The 14,773-nt window shown below is 63.6% G+C and carries 10 protein-coding genes; 8 read left to right on the forward strand and 2 right to left on the reverse strand.

The window, feature by feature from the left end; all coding sequences use genetic code 11:
• Positions 1–190 precede the first annotated feature (190 nt).
• A complete protein-coding gene (locus I6L38_RS13070; RefSeq protein ID WP_043171809.1) occupies positions 191–1,573 on the forward strand; it encodes a TAXI family TRAP transporter solute-binding subunit in 1,383 nt (460 codons plus the stop codon).
• 70 nt (positions 1,574–1,643) lie between these two features.
• Here I6L38_RS13070 and I6L38_RS13075 read toward each other — a convergent pair whose 3' ends face one another.
• Complete coding sequence (locus tag I6L38_RS13075; RefSeq protein WP_042049298.1) at positions 1,644–2,552, reverse strand: LysR family transcriptional regulator; 909 nt, start codon at positions 2,550–2,552, stop codon at positions 1,644–1,646.
• 188 nt (positions 2,553–2,740) lie between these two features.
• On the opposite strand from I6L38_RS13075, the gene I6L38_RS13080 reads away from it, so the two are divergent.
• From I6L38_RS13080 to ygjK, 4 genes are all read left to right on the forward strand, one after another.
• Positions 2,741–3,997, forward strand: a complete 1,257-nt coding sequence (locus I6L38_RS13080; RefSeq protein ID WP_005303296.1) for an adenylosuccinate synthetase — start codon at positions 2,741–2,743, stop codon at positions 3,995–3,997.
• Positions 3,998–4,211: 214 nt separating this feature from the next.
• On the forward strand, positions 4,212–4,748 hold the full coding sequence (locus I6L38_RS13085) for a YbhB/YbcL family Raf kinase inhibitor-like protein (protein WP_201885168.1): 537 nt from the start codon (positions 4,212–4,214) through the stop codon (positions 4,746–4,748).
• Positions 4,749–4,759: 11 nt separating this feature from the next.
• The gene (locus I6L38_RS13090) at positions 4,760–5,572 is read left to right on the forward strand and encodes a helix-turn-helix transcriptional regulator (RefSeq protein WP_216988602.1); all 813 of its coding nucleotides are present in this window, start codon (positions 4,760–4,762) and stop codon (positions 5,570–5,572) included.
• Between the two features lie 184 nt (positions 5,573–5,756).
• Positions 5,757–8,237, forward strand: a complete 2,481-nt coding sequence (gene ygjK, locus I6L38_RS13095; protein WP_216988603.1) for an alpha-glucosidase — start codon at positions 5,757–5,759, stop codon at positions 8,235–8,237.
• A 79-nt stretch (positions 8,238–8,316) separates the two neighbouring features.
• Here the strand turns inward: ygjK and tyrS are convergent, their stop codons facing one another.
• Positions 8,317–9,516, reverse strand: a complete 1,200-nt coding sequence (gene tyrS / locus I6L38_RS13100) for a tyrosine--tRNA ligase (RefSeq protein ID WP_010633247.1) — start codon at positions 9,514–9,516, stop codon at positions 8,317–8,319.
• 114 nt (positions 9,517–9,630) lie between these two features.
• On the opposite strand from tyrS, the gene I6L38_RS13105 reads away from it, so the two are divergent.
• From I6L38_RS13105 to I6L38_RS13115, 3 genes are all read left to right on the forward strand, one after another.
• Complete coding sequence (locus I6L38_RS13105; protein WP_215269937.1) at positions 9,631–10,941, forward strand: peptidoglycan DD-metalloendopeptidase family protein; 1,311 nt, start codon at positions 9,631–9,633, stop codon at positions 10,939–10,941.
• Between the two features lie 232 nt (positions 10,942–11,173).
• Positions 11,174–12,277: an anhydro-N-acetylmuramic acid kinase gene (locus I6L38_RS13110; protein WP_215269938.1), complete on the forward strand. Its 1,104-nt coding sequence runs from the start codon at positions 11,174–11,176 to the stop codon at positions 12,275–12,277.
• Between the two features lie 1,087 nt (positions 12,278–13,364).
• Positions 13,365–14,630, forward strand: coding sequence for a RidA family protein (locus I6L38_RS13115; protein ID WP_216988604.1), 1,266 nt, complete (start codon positions 13,365–13,367; stop codon positions 14,628–14,630).
• Positions 14,631–14,773 lie beyond the last annotated feature (143 nt).

The following is a 14,773-nucleotide window of genomic DNA, read 5'->3' on the forward strand; positions in this document are numbered from 1 at the left end:
AATATAATCTGTCCGACCCGATCCGTATCCGCACGCAATAGGGTATATTTTGGCGACGCCCCACCCCGGCCATCCCGGGGCGCCAGGGGCCACCCAACACGGCACCGGCCGCCCTCTTGCGGGTAACGGCCCGATGCCAACCGGGATGGGGCTGACCCATCCTTTTTATCAGCCAATGATCCGGTTCACTATGTTCCAACGCGTCTTGCACCTTCTGCCCATCCGGCTGCGCCGAGCCCTGCCCTGGCTGGCAGCAACCCTGACCCTGCCCCTGCAGGCCGCCACCTATCTCACCATCGGTACGGGGCCGCTGAACGGCGTCTACTACCCGACCGGCGGCGCCATCTGCCGGCTGCTCAATGAAGAGAGCGGCAGCCACGGCCTGCACTGCTCGGTGCAGAGTACCTCAGGTTCCCTCGCCAACCTGAAGGCGCTGGCGCAGGGCAACATCCAGCTGGCGCTGGTGCAGTCGGACGTGCTGCATCACGCCGCTCACGGCACGGGCCCCTTCCAGGGCCAGCCCCCCGCCGATCAGCTGCGCAGCCTCTACCGCCTCCATCAGGAGTCGCTGACCCTGCTTGCCAGCGCCAACAGCAACATCAACACCCTGGCCGACATCGAAGGCAAGCGGGTCGATCTCGGCAACCCGGGCTCCGGGGAGCGGGTCACCAGCCAGGCTCTGCTGGACGCCATGGGCTGGCAGGCCAAGAGCTTTGCCCCCCTCATCCCAGCCGCGGCCAACAACCGGCTGGAGGGGCTCTGTGACGGTACCCTGGACGCCGCCTTCGTGGTGGCGGGCCACCCCAATCAGGCCATCGGCGATCTCACCGGCCGCTGCAAGGCGCGCCTCATCCCCATCGAGGGGGAACAGATAGACAGGCTGCTCAAGCAGCACCCCTACTATCAGCGCGGCCGCATCGGCGCCAACCTCTATCCGGGCCAGACCAGCGGGATCAACACCTTCGCCGTCACCGCCGAGCTGGTGGCACTGGCCAGCCTGCCAGAGGGCGAGGTGCGCACCGTGCGCGACGTGCTGAGCGGCCGTCTCAAGCAGTTCACCCGCCTCCACCCGGCACTGACCCAGCTCACCCTGGAGGGAATGCTGGGTGAGGCGGAAGTGCCGCGCCACACCGGCATGGCGGATGCTCCGCCCACCCTGCTGCCCGAGACCCTGAGCCCGGCTCCGGCGACCTCGGAGGCCCTGGCAACGTCAGCGGCGCAGCCCACCGAGGTGGCACACCCCGCCGGTGAGGAAGCGAAGCAAGCTGCCGGCGAGACGGGCGCCCCCTCCCCGGAAGGCACGCCCGCCACCTCCTCCGGGCAGACGCCTGGTGCCCTGCTGCCGACCCCCTCGGCAGCCACAACCACCGAGCCGGGTGCGAGTAGCGTGCTCGAAGGGGCCGCCGTGGAGCAGGGCGGCACGCTGACCGGCACGGCTGCGCCAAGCCCCTCTGCCGTGGTGAGCGGGGCACAACCTGCCTCACCGGCCCCCGCCGAACCGGCATCGACAGCACCGGCACCGGCCGCACCAAGCGGCGCCTCACCGACCGCAGAGGGCACGCCTGCCCAGTAAGACCGCCAAACAACCACAACGACAGAGGCCACCCAAGGGTGGCCTCTTTTTGTTTCGATATTGGCTGGGCTCACGCCCCGGCGTCCGGCAACGGCGCCGGGCGCTGGATCTCCTGCTCCACCCAGTGCAGCAGCTGCTTGATGGCGCGCGACAGCACCTGGTTCTGGCGCACCACATACCCTAAGCTGGTGCCGGGGAAATCGGTGAGCCGGGTCACCGGGGCGGTCAGCTTGAGCCGCGGGTGAATGGAAAAGTCCGGCACTATGGCCACCCCGAAGCCCGCCTCGGCCCAGTCAAGCTGGGCGTCCACGCTGCCCACTTCCATGATGCGACAGCTGGGCAGACCGAGCAGCGGCAAAGAGGGGTCGATAAGCGCCCGGGTACGGGTGTCGTGCCCCAGCAGGATCAGGGTCGGCTCGTCGAGGGGATCGCTCTCCCCCGCCTGCGCCCGCGCCTGCCAGCGGGCGAGACCGTGGCCCAGCGCGCACCAGGTCACCTGCTGCAACTCGGTGTAGAACAGCGGCTCGCTGCGCTTTTGCGCCATCACGAAACCCAGATCCGCCTTGCCCGCCTTGACCAGCTCAGCCGCCTGATCCGAAGTGGTATTGAACAGGGTGAGGTCGATGCCGGGGAACTCCTGCTTGAAGCGCTGGAACGGCTGAATGAGCAGCAGGCGCGAGATGATGTCGCTGGCGGCGATGGCCAGCGTCCCCTGACTCAGCTGGTTGAGGGCGTTGAGATCGGACTGGCAGAGCTGCAGCTCGGCGATGGCGCGCTCGGCGCTTTGCAGCAGCCGCTCGCCGGCCTGGGTCAGCCGAAACGGGCTGCGCTCGATGAGTTTGACCCGGGTGGCCTGCTCCAGATTCTTGAGGTGCAGGCTCACATTGGGCTGGGTCATGTGCAGTTCGGTGGCGGTCTGGCCGAAGTGCTGCAGCCGAGCCAGGGTGACGAAGGTGTGCAGCCAGTGGATGTCCAGCATGGGGATCCTCTTGTGCCGCCACGGCCGCACAGGCCCCTGACGGGGATGCCGGTACGGCAGAGGGGGCAGTTTGCCGATAAATTCACCTTAATTATATGACTCTCTTATCGGAATTATAAAGATAATTAATTTTTCTAATCCTCCTGAGCCTCCTAGGATGATCGCCTAACGTCTTAGGAGAAAGAGTCATGTCGTCTATCGTAGTCGTAGGTGCCAACTGGGGTGATGAAGGCAAAGGCCGCATCGTGGATTATCTGGCAGGCCAAGCCGGCGCCAGCATTCGCTTCCAGGGCGGCAACAACGCCGGCCATACCGTCGTCAACGACCTTGGCACCTTCAAGCTGCACCAGGTTCCGAGCGGTGTGTTCAACCCGGATTGCCTGGTCGTGCTGGGCCCGGGCATGGTGATCAGCCCCGAGAAACTGACCGTCGAGCTGGACGAAGTGAAAGCCTCCGGCGTCACTCCCAAGCTGGCCATCTCTGATCGCGCCACCCTCTGCCTGCCGCTGCACGCCATGGAAGATACCCTGGAAGAGCAGCGCCTGGGCGACGGCGCCTACGGTTCCACCCGTCAGGGCATCGCCCCGGCCTACGGCGATCGCGTCATGAAGAAAGCGATCCTGGTCGGCTGGCTGAAGCAGCCGGAAGTACTGGTCGAGCGCATTCAATTCTTCCTCGACTGGAAACTGCCGCAGCTCAAGGCCCTCTACCCGACCTTCGAATTCAACCAGACCGCCCAGGAGATGGCCGACTGGCTGCTGGAAGTGTCCGCCCCCTGGATCGACTCCGTCTGCAACGTCAGCATGCCGCTCAAAGCGCTGCAGGCCGAAGGCAAGACCCTGCTGTTCGAAGCCCAGCTGGGCGCCGGCCGTGACCTGATCTACGGCGAATACCCCTGGGTGACCTCCTCCCACGTTTCCGGCGCCTATGCCGGCATCGGTGGCGGCCTGCCGGGTCTGCGTCCCGAGCGCGTCATCGCCGTCGCCAAGGCGTTCAGCACCTCCGTCGGTACCGGCACCCTGCTGACCGCCATGGAGAACCAGGACGAGTTCCGCAAGATCGCCAACGAATTCGGCGCCACCACCGGTCGTCCCCGTGACGTCGGCTACTTCGACGCCGTCGCCACCAAGAACGGTGTCGAGCTGCAGGCTGCCAACGAAGTGGCGCTGACCAAGCTGGACTGCCTGACCGGCCTGCCGGATCTGAAGATCTGCGTCGCCTACGAAGGTGCCCACACCGAGAACCCGATCTGGCCGCAAACTGCCGGTCTGAAGCCGGTTTACGAAGTGATGGAAAGCTGGAGCGAAGACATCACCGGCTGCCGCACCTTCGCCGAGCTGCCCAAAGCGGCTCAGCAGTACGTACTGCGCATCGAAGAGCTGCTGGGCGTACCGGTTCCGATGGTCTCCGTCGGCCCAGGCCGTGACGAGATGATCCTGCGCTAAGTCGCGCGACCAGCTGTCAGCACAGTAAAAAACCGGCATCCATGATGCCGGTTTTTTTATGCCCGAGGGCACCACCGCGCTTTCGCAGCGCTCACCAGCAATCAACACAACAACTCATATCATGGCGGCAAGACGACCGCTTTGAGCGGTTTGGTCACTCACCTTCTCCCCCTCTTCGCTAGACTGATCCCATCATCCACCGAGGAGCCTCACCATGAAGATTGCCAAGCGTACCACCCTGCTCTCCCTGCTGTGCGTGGCAGCCCTGCCCGCCAGTGCCATGACCCTGAAGAGCAGCGACATCCACGAAGGCCAGCTGATGGACAAGGCCTTCAGCTTCAACGGCTTTGGCTGCAGCGGCGACAACCGCTCGCCCCAGCTGAGCTGGCAGGACCTGCCGGCCGGCACCAAGAGCGTCGCCATCACCGCCTATGATCCAGATGCCCCCACCGGCAGCGGCTGGTGGCACTGGCTGGTGGTGAACCAGCCGGCCAGTCAGAGCGAGCTGCCGAGCAACGCCTCGGGCAAGCTCAAGCAGGGGCTGGAGCTGAAAACAGACTTCGGCAACCAGGGTTACGGCGGCCCCTGCCCGCCCGCCGGCCACGGCATGCACCGCTACCAGTTTACCGCCTGGGCCCTGCCCCAGGCCCTGGAGGTGAAGGCAGACACCCCGCCCGCCATGGTAGGCTACATGCTCAACAGCATGGCTCTTGGCAAGGCCACCCTGACCGCCACCTTCGTCACCCCCTAGGAGCCAGCCGGATGAGCACGCCGCTGCTGCAACTGCACCACTATCTCGGGATCCGCCAGCAGCCGCTGCACCGGGTGCTCATCTACGCCCCCACCATCATCTGGGTGGAGCAGGGTCACAAGCAGTTGTGGTGGCAGGAGAAGCGCCTGGCGTTCGACCAGGCGAGCTGGCTGCTGATCCCGGCCGGTCACCAGCTCACCTTCGTCAACCAGCCGGAGCAGGGCAAGTTTCGCTCCCGCGCGCTGACCCTGTTGACCCCGCCCCCCGTCGAATGGCTCAGCACCGCCCAGACCGGCCCGCTCAGGGAGCCGCGCCTGGCGGTCAGCCCGGCGCTGGCCTTCTGCTTCGAGCTGGTCTGCTCCATGGCGGATCGGCGGCTCAATGAGGCCACCCAGGCCCAGCTGCTGCAGGGCTTCTATGCCGAGCTGCAGGCCGCCGGCGGGCTCGACCTGCTGTTTCCCGCCCACACCATGACCCTCGGCGAGCGGCTGGCCCGCTACCTCGGGGTGGAGCCGGGCGCCGACCACACCCTGGAGGGGGTGGCACCGCACTTCGCCATGAGCCGCGCCTCCATGGCGCGCAAGCTGGCCGCCGAGGGGCGCAGCTTTCGCCAGCTGCTGACCCAGGTGCGCATGAGCCACGCCCTCACCCTGTTGCAGCAGGGGCTGGCACCGCTGGAGACGGCCCTCGCCTGTGGCTACGACTCCCCCAGCCGCTTCGCCGCCCGCTTCAAGCAGGAGTTCGGCCTGACCCCCTATCAATACCTGCGCACCTGCCCCTCCTCCCTCTCGCTGGCTGCCGCCAGACAAGTAAATAGTTACTAAAATATCAAGCTATGTAACCTCGTGTAACCGGGTGATCCGGCTCACACCAGCCCCCCCTGCACTGTGACGCAGCGCCAACAATCCCGTCTAAATCGCCCTATAATGGCTATCGCAAACGCTTTCACTAAAACAAGCACTAAAAAACACCTTACTTAACCTACAAAAACTGTCATTGGAGCGAGAGATGTTTCGTAAAAGTTTACTATCCGTCACCCTGAGCGTCGCCCTGTTCGGCCTCACTGCCTGCAACAGCAATGACTCCAGCAGCCCGGCCGCCCCCAGCGCCACCCTGGCGAACCAGTATCAGAACGTGATCGACCGCAGCGGCACCCCGCGCCAGTTCCGTGACTTTGACAGCTACTCCAACCTCAAATACAACCCGCTGCTCGATCTCGGCGCCTGGCACGGCTTCCTGCTGCCCGCCAGCGACAGCGAGTGGGGCGGCTTTACCGGCCCCATGGTCATCGCCGAGGAGTACAGCCTGTTCTTCGCCAGCGAGCTGGACAAGCTGACCCTGAGCGACGAGAGCGGCCGCGTCTTCCCGCTCACCAGCGCCAGCAAGCAGGCGCTGTACGCCATCCCGGGGGCCCTGGTGCAGCGCTTCGAATTCGAACCCTTCACTCTGGAGCTGGAGCTGCGCTACGGCGACGCCCGCACTGCGCTGGTTCGTACCCGCCTCATCAACCACACCGATGCCCCCCTCACCCTCAAGCTCAGCTGGCAGGGGGAGCTGCTCAACCAGTGGGATGCCAACAAGACGGTCGCCGAGCAGTACCCCGCCTGGAGCCGCACCATCAGCCAGACCGAGCGCGGCGTGGCATTCCAGTTCGGCAAGCTGCGCAGCACCTGGAACATCATGCAGAGCGGCAGCGCCAGCTACCGCATCGATCGCACCCTGCCCAGTCGCACCACCCTCGACGAGCAGGGGCTCGGCTACGTGAGCGAGGCCAGCCTCACCCTGGCCGCCAAGGGGCAGCAGGATATCTACACCCTGCAGAGCTATGTCCACAGCAGTGCTGACGCCGACCGCTTCGAACAGAGCCGCCAGGCGCTGCTGGCCGACCCCGCCAGCCATTTCGACGACTCCATCCGCCGCTGGGAGGATTACCTGGCGCGCGGCCTCTCCAATCAGGGGATCCCGGAATCGGAGCGGCGCATCGCGGTCAAGGCGATGGAGACCCTCAACGGCAACTGGCGCTCCCCGGCCGGTGCCATCCTGCACGACGGGGTGACCCCCTCCAACACCGCTCGCTGGTTCGACGGGGTCTGGGCCTGGGACAGCTGGAAGCACGCCTACGCCATGGCCCACTTCAACCCCGAGGTAGCCAAGAACAACGTGCGCGCCATGTATGACTACCAGATCCAGGCCGATGACCCGGTCCGGCCACAGGATGCCGGCATGGTGATCGACGCCGTCTTCTACAACAAGCTCGCCGATCGCGGTGGCGACGGCGGCAACTGGAACGAGCGGGACACCAAGCCGCCCCTCTCCGCCTGGGCCATCTGGGAGATCTACAGCGCCACCCAGGACAAGGCCTTCATCGCCGAGATGTATCCGAAGATCCAGGCCTATCACGACTGGTGGTACCGGGCGCGGGACAACAACCGCAACGGCATCATCGAATATGGCGCCACCCGCCACGTCGAACACAACGACGAGTTCGGCAACATCACCTTCAAGGTGCAGTACCCGACGGGGGCACCGGTCGGGCTGGATCTGTCGAGCTGTACCGATGAGGGAGATGGCTGGTATGGCTGCGCCGGCATGGCACTCTATCAGCAGGTATTGAGCGTTGGCGGCTACGCCGACATGGATATCGGCGCCCAGCACGGCGCGGGCTGGGAGTCCGGCATGGACAACGCCGCCCGCTTCGGCTTTATCGAGCCGGATCAGCTCAAGCGCTATGCCGACAAGACCTATGGCGGCGACCTGGCCAGGGCGCGCCAGGACTGGAACGTCTTCTTCTTCGAGAACCATCAGGACGACGGCAGCCTTATCGGCTTCTCCATCGATCAGGAGTCGGTGGAGCTCAACGCCTTCCTCGCCAAGGAGAAACGCATCCTGGCCGACATGGCCGAGCTGCTCGGCAAGCCTGACGAGGCGAGCCGCTACCGCGAAGGGGCCAGCCAGCTGGCCGGCTATATCAACAGCTGCCTGTTCGATGAGGCCTCCGGCTTCTATTACGACCGCCAGATAGCCCAGGGGGATCTGCCCGACGCCAACGGCTGCGTCGGCAAGCTGTTGACCGCCCGCGGCCGCGGCCCGGAAGGGTGGAGCCCGCTATGGGCCGAGGTGGCGGACAAAGAGAAAGCGGCGCGGGTGCGCGAGGTGATGCTCAATGCCCAGGAGTTCAACACCAGGGTGCCGCTCGGCACGGCGGCGCTGACCAACCCGGCCTACGACCCCGACATCTACTGGCGCGGCCGGGTCTGGCTGGATCAGTTCTACTTCGGGGTGAAGGGGCTGGAGAACTACGGCTATCGCAGCGATGCCCAACAGCTCGTCAACAAGCTGTTTGCCAACGCCGAGGGGCTGGCGGGCAGCGGCCCCATCCGCGAGAACTACAACCCGGAGACCGGCGCCATGCAGGGGGCCAGCAACTTCAGCTGGAGCTCGGCCCACCTCTACATGCTCTATCGCAACTTCCTGAAAACAGAGGGCTGATCCCTATCAGCAGAAATGAGCCAACAAAAAGGCCTCCGCAAGGGAGGCCTTTCTTATGGCGGCGCCAGGGGCTAGCGACTTACTTGACGGTCACCCGGGCAAACTTGCGCTTGCCGACCTGGTAGACGGCGGTGCCGGCACCGATGAGTGCCTTGCCATCCTCCAGCTTCTCGCCGTCAACCTTCACCGCGCCCTGCTTGATCATGCGCAGCGCTTCGGAGGTGGTGGCCACCAGATCGGCGTCTTTGAGCAGGTTGGCGATGGCCAGACCTTCGCCTTCCAGTGCCAGCTCGACTTCCGGCATTTCGTCCGGAATGGCGTTCTTGGAGAAGCGCTGGGTGAAGTCTTCGTGGGCCGCTTCGGCCGCAGCTTCATCGTGATAACGGGCGATGATCTCTTTGGCCAGCCAGATCTTCACGTCGCGCGGGTTGAGGGTGCCGGCGGCGATGCCTGCCTTGAACTCTTCAATTTCAGCCAGCGGACGGAAGGAGAGCAGCTCGTAGTAGTTCCACATCAGATCGTCGGTGATGGACATGATCTTGCCGAACATCTCACCCGGGGCGTCGTGTACGCCGATGTAGTTGGCAGCGGACTTGGACATCTTCTTGACGCCGTCCAGACCCACCAAGAGCGGCATCATCAGCACGCACTGGGTCGCCATGCCGGCATCTTTTTGCAGCTCGCGGCCCATCAGCAGGTTGAACTTCTGATCGGTACCGCCGAGCTCGACGTCCGCCTTCAGCGCGACCGAGTCATAGCCTTGCAGCAGCGGATAGAGGAATTCGTGAATGGCGATGGACTGGCCGTTGCTGTAGCGCTTCTTGAAGTCGTCGCGCTCCATCATGCGGGCCACGGTCTGCTTGGCCGCCAGCTTGATCATGCCGGTCGCGCCCAGCTCGCTCAGCCAGGTCGAGTTGTACTCGATGCGGGTCTTGGCCGGGTCGAGGATCTTGAACGCCTGCTCGGCATAGGTGAGGGCGTTGTGCTTGATGGCCTCTTCGGAGAGCGGCGGACGGGTGGCGTTCTTGCCGGAGGGATCCCCCACCATGGCGGTGAAGTCACCGATCAGCAGGATCACTTCATGGCCCAGATCCTGGAAGGTCTTCAGCTTGTTGAGGATCACGGTATGACCCAGATGAATGTCGGGAGCCGTCGGGTCCATCCCCAACTTGATGCGCAGCGGGCGCCCTTCCTTCAACTTGGCGACCAGTTCTTCTTCCACCAGAATTTCTTCCGCTCCGCGCTTGATCTCGGCTAGCGCCACCTCGAGCTGGGACATTTTTTGACTCTCCAATCACGATTCCACAGGGCCAGACATATTACTGGAATGGCGGGCCAATTGGAAAGGCGGTAAACTCCGACATTCTTCCCGGCTCAACTTCGTCTGCTTCTCATGGTCATTTGGCACGCCTTCAACTCTCTCCCTCACTGGCACCGCAAGATGGTGCTGATCCTGAGCATCATGGTGATGATGCTGGCGGCCTGGCCCAGCGAACAGGCAGTCGCCACCCGGGTCGATGACAACGGCAACGAGCTGGCCATCGAGCAGCAGGTCGACGAGGAGGCGCTGCTGGCCGAAGCCAAGCCCGTCGCCCCGCCCAAACCGAGCTACATCACCAAGCAGGTGAAGGTACGCAGCGGCGACAACATGGGGGTCATCTTCCAGCGCCTTGGCCTGAGCACCACGGATCTGCACCTCATCGATCAGCTGAACGGCACCGACACCCTGCGCCTGCTCAAGCCAGGCCAGGAGCTCACCTTCAAGCTCACCAAGGGTGGCGAGCTGCACAGCCTCTACTACCCCCACAGCCTGGAGCAGGCGCTCAAGGTGAGCCGCAAGGATGAGGGGTTTGTCGCCCGGGCGGTCAAGCTCGAGCTCGACACCCGCGAACAGGTGGCCAAGGGCGAGATCCGCTCCAGCTTCTGGGGCGCCGCCGTCGACGCCGGCATGACCGAGGATCAGATCATGGACTTGGCCGCCATCTTCGGCTGGGACATCGACTTTGCCCAGGATCTGCAACCGGGGGACAGCTTCCGGGTGGTTTACGAGGAGAAATTCCAGGATGACGAGCGGGTTGCTTCCGGCGACATCCTGGCCGCCGAGTTCGTCAACCAGGGCGCCGTGTATCGCGCCGTGCTGAACGAGGATGGTAACTACTACACCCCGGATGGCAAGGCGATGCGCAAGAGCTTCCTGCGTGCGCCGGTCAACTTCAAATACATCAGCTCCAACTTCAATCCGCGCCGTCTGCACCCGGTCACCGGCAAGGTACGCCCCCACAACGGCATCGACTACGTGGCACCGGTTGGCACCCCCATCATGGCGGCGGGTGGCGGCAGCGTGGTGGCCGCCGGCTACAACCAGTTCAACGGCAACTACGTCTTCATCAAGCACGCTGGCAACTACGTGACCAAGTACCTGCACCTCTCCAAGCGCACCGTCAACAAGGGGCAGCGGGTGAAGCAGGGCCAGACCATAGGCCTGCTCGGCGGCACCGGCCGGGTCACCGGGCCGCACCTGCACTATGAATTCGTGGTGGGCGGCGTGCACAAGAACCCGCGCACCCTCAACCTGCCGCAGGCGGAGTCTCTCAGCGGGCGGGCGCTGGCCAGCTTCAAGGCACAGGCCATGCCCCAGCTGGCCAAGCTGGACAGCCCCGAACTGCAGCTGGCCCAGAACAAGCGGGCCAACGGCGGCAACTGACCTACAAGGAACAGTCATGAGCGAGCGTTATATCGGCTTGATGTCCGGTACCAGAATACGGCATGGGATCGAGGCCGCTCCCTCTCTCACGTACTTTTTCCCGCTCTGCAAGTAAGGAAGCCTGATGACTGAACGCTATATAGGCTTGATGTCCGGGACCAGAATACGGCATGGGATCGAGGCCGCTCCCTCTCTCACGTACTTTTTCCCGCCCTGCAAGTAAGGAAGCCCCATGACTGAACGCTATATAGGCTTGATGTCCGGTACCAGCATGGATGGTATCGACGCCGTGCTGGTGCTGATCGAGGGGGATCAACTGCGGGTCGAGGCGGCTGTCAGCCACCCCTGGCCCACCGCCCACGAGCTGCACGCCCTCTGTACCCCGGGCGACAACGAGATCGACCGCATGGGGGTGGCCGACAACCTGGTCGCCCGCGAATTTGCCGCCGCCACCCACGCCCTGCTGGCCAAGGCGGGGCTGGCTCCCAAAGATATTCGCGCCCTCGGCAGCCACGGCCAGACCATCCGCCACCGCCCCCAGCTCGGCTTTACCCTGCAGATCGGCAACGCGGCCCTGCTGGCGGCGCTGACCGGCATCGATGTGGTGGCCGATTTTCGCACCATGGACATGGCCCTCGGCGGTCAGGGGGCGCCACTGGTGCCCGCCTTCCATCAGGCCTTCTTTGCCCACCCCGGCGCCCTGCGGGTGGTGCTGAACCTCGGCGGCATCGCCAATATCTCGGTGCTGCCGGGCCAGGCCGACAGTGTCTATGGCTTCGATACCGGCCCAGCCAACACCCTGCTCGACGGCTGGTATCGCCGCCATCACCCCCAGGGGGCCGGTTACGATGCCGGCGGCCAGTGGGCGGCCAGCGGCCAGCTTATCCCCGAGCTGCTGGAGCAGCTGCTGGCTCACCCCTACTTTGCCGCCCCCCACCCCAAGAGCACAGGGCGGGAGATGTTCACCCTCGACTGGCTCGATGGCGAGCTGGCCGGCCACTCCCATGCCCCGGCGGATGTGCAACGTACCCTGCAGGCGCTCACCTGCCACAGCATCGCCCGCCAGTTGCCCGCACTGACGGATGCGCAGAGCCGGCCCGAGCTGTATGTCTGCGGCGGCGGCGCCCATAACGCGCCGCTGCTGGCGGAGCTGGCCAGCCTGCTGCCCGGCTGGCGCATCGCCAACACGGCCGAGCTGGGGATCGCCCCCGACTGGATGGAAGGCGCGGCGTTTGCCTGGCTGGCACAGCGCTTTATCCACCGCCAACCCGGCAACCTGCCGGCTGTCACCGGCGCCAGCCGCCCTGCCGTGCTGGGTGCTCTCTATCCCGCCTGAGCCAGGACTAGCCCAAGGCGCCGCCTGAACAAGGAGGGCAACCTGCCCTCCCATATGCCGGTGCCAGCCGCCTTGCGATACTGGGTGCCCTCTACCCCGCCTGAGCCATACCTGGTCCAAGGCGCCGCCTGAACAAGGCACCTGCAACCCAGGCGGCCGACCTCTCAAACACCAGACCCAGTCGCGCCGCCCATGGGGCGATGCCGGGTTTTTCCGCCAGAACAGGGCAAAGCGGCAGCGCTATCTTGTCCGGGCTCCAGGCACAAGGTTCACACCCGCTGAACCAGCCGGCCCCCCCTGTTGCACCCTTCGCCCGATATCGGCTGGGCTGGAACATCCGTCCTGATATTTGCCCCTGATGGCGCAGGTCCCACGCTGCAATTTCATTGCATAAACCTGACAGGTTCCATCTGGAAAATAACGGCAGCCAGCATCTGGCAAATAACGGCTGCCCGCGGCAAGCTTTGCCTGAAAATAAGCAGACAACCATGCAAGATCGCTGAATGATATGTCAGTGACCGACGAATGGGCACAATAACCGCCCTCGGCTAGCATATTTTTCATGCATATAACAGCCCCTTTCAACGCAATGAAATGCATAGCCATGCATAGTTTTTTGCATTAACAGCGAAATAGTGCCAATCATTAACGCTTTATTCACAAGGCCGATCGCTGAACATGATGGCGGGAAGCCGCGCCATTCGGCCTTCACCACCATAACGCACTATATGAAGCCATTTATCCCGTCATTTATCGTGCATTGAATGCCATTCTGGCTATATTTCAGAGCGTTGAGCCACCTCATAGAAATGCGATCCCGGTTTGCATCCCCTGAATACCCTTCATAGAATCCTCTCGTCTGAGATAACCAACCCAATCCATACCTCTGTTATCCGATCGCCTGCACAGGCGACCTTGACTCAATATGCGAGGCGATGTTTGCCACCCGTCATTATTTAGCGGGAATGGCCGGCTATTGCCGAAATAAAGAGGAGAGCCCGCTCGCTGGCGAGCCGAGGCGGCCATCAGAAGATGAGGGAGGGTGACCCGTACCTACACCAATAATGATTGAAAAAGGAGTATCGCCATGAGTGGTACCATCATCAAGTCAGCCAGAAATACCGCCAATGCACCGCAGGATCTGAGCCCCAGCACCCAGAGCGTGGCGTTCTCCCACTACAACAATATCTCCGCCCAGCTGCCGGTCGACCCGAAAACGGGCGCTCTGGTCGCAGGGGATATCAAGGCGCAGGCCAGACAGTGCCTCACCAATATCAAGGCCATCGTCGAGAGCATCGATCATGTGATGGATGACGTGGTCAAAATCACGGTATTTCTCAAAGAGATTGCCGATCTCGACGCGGTCAACGCCGTCTATGGCGAGTTTTTCCCCCACCTGCTGCCGACCCGCACCGTGCTGGCGGTGGCCGGTCTGCCGCTCGGCGCCGCCGTGCAGATGGACGCGCTCATCTCCAACGGCGAAGGCACCTTCCCGCAGGCCCCCTGCCCGCTGCTGAAGCTCTCCCGCAACAGCGACAAGGCACCGCAGGATCCGCTCTCGACCCATACCGTCGCCTTCTCCCACTACAACAATATCGGTGCCCAGCTGCCGGTCGATGCCGCGTCGGGCCAGCTGGTCGCAGGTGGTATCCAGCAGCAGGCGGAGCAGTGCCTGCGCAACATCAAGCACGTGCTGGAGAGCATCGATGTGCCATTTGACGATATCGTCAAGGTCACCGTTTATCTGACCAGCCTGGCCGATCTGGACGCCGTCAACGAGGTCTACACCACCTTCTTCCCGGACTCCGCCATTGCCCGCGCCGTCGCCTACCTGCCGGCCCGCAGCGTGATCGTGGCCGCCGCCCTGCCGCTGGGCGCCCGGGTGCAGATGGATGCGGTCATCTCCCACGGTGACGGCACCCCGCCACAGCTGGTGGAAGACAGACACAATCTGGTGATCCGCGCCCGCAACACCGACAAGGCGCCGCGCAGCCCCCTGCACACCCAGACTGTCGCCTTCTCTCACTACAACCATATCGCCGGCCAGTTGCCGCTCGATCTGGCCACCGGCAAGATCCTGACCGGTTGCATCAAAGAGCAGACCGCCCAGTGCCTCGGCCATATCAAGACCATCGTCGAGAGCATCGGCCACGTGATGGACGATATCGTCAAGGTCAATATCCAGCTGAAGAACATCGCGGATCTGGCGGAGGTGGATGCCATCTACACCAAATACTTCCCGGCCTACCTGCCCGCTCGCACCGTGATTGGCGTGAGCGAGCTGCCCGGTGGCGCCCTGGTGCAGATTGATGCTGTGATGTCCAACGCGGAAAGTACCCCGCCGCAGGCGTAAGGTTTGCGGAAATAACAAAGAGACCGGCTATATGCCGGTCTCTTTTTTGGTAACAGGAAGGGGTATTATTTTTATGGCATCGTCTTAAAGAACGCGAACGTCCGATTACGCTTCGCTAATCGAACCTACGAGCTATTTAGATA

This window comes from Aeromonas sp. FDAARGOS 1408, from assembly GCF_019048665.1.
In the GTDB taxonomy this organism is placed as follows: Bacteria; Pseudomonadota; Gammaproteobacteria; order Enterobacterales; family Aeromonadaceae; genus Aeromonas; species Aeromonas dhakensis.

Excerpts from the sequence above, each read along its gene's own strand:
- ygjK (WP_216988603.1), top strand. The coding sequence starts at position 5,757 with ATGTTTCGTAAAAGTTTACTATCCGTCACCCTGAGCGTCGCCCTGTTC.
- I6L38_RS13115 (WP_216988604.1), top strand. The coding sequence starts at position 13,365 with ATGAGTGGTACCATCATCAAGTCAGCCAGAAATACCGCCAATGCACCG.
- I6L38_RS13105 (WP_215269937.1), top strand. The coding sequence starts at position 9,631 with ATGGTCATTTGGCACGCCTTCAACTCTCTCCCTCACTGGCACCGCAAG.
- I6L38_RS13090 (WP_216988602.1), top strand. The coding sequence starts at position 4,760 with ATGAGCACGCCGCTGCTGCAACTGCACCACTATCTCGGGATCCGCCAG.
- I6L38_RS13110 (WP_215269938.1), top strand. The coding sequence starts at position 11,174 with ATGACTGAACGCTATATAGGCTTGATGTCCGGTACCAGCATGGATGGT.
- I6L38_RS13085 (WP_201885168.1), top strand. The coding sequence starts at position 4,212 with ATGAAGATTGCCAAGCGTACCACCCTGCTCTCCCTGCTGTGCGTGGCA.
- I6L38_RS13075 (WP_042049298.1), bottom strand. The coding sequence starts at position 2,552 with ATGCTGGACATCCACTGGCTGCACACCTTCGTCACCCTGGCTCGGCTG.
- I6L38_RS13080 (WP_005303296.1), top strand. The coding sequence starts at position 2,741 with ATGTCGTCTATCGTAGTCGTAGGTGCCAACTGGGGTGATGAAGGCAAA.
- I6L38_RS13070 (WP_043171809.1), top strand. The coding sequence starts at position 191 with ATGTTCCAACGCGTCTTGCACCTTCTGCCCATCCGGCTGCGCCGAGCC.
- tyrS (WP_010633247.1), bottom strand. The coding sequence starts at position 9,516 with ATGTCCCAGCTCGAGGTGGCGCTAGCCGAGATCAAGCGCGGAGCGGAA.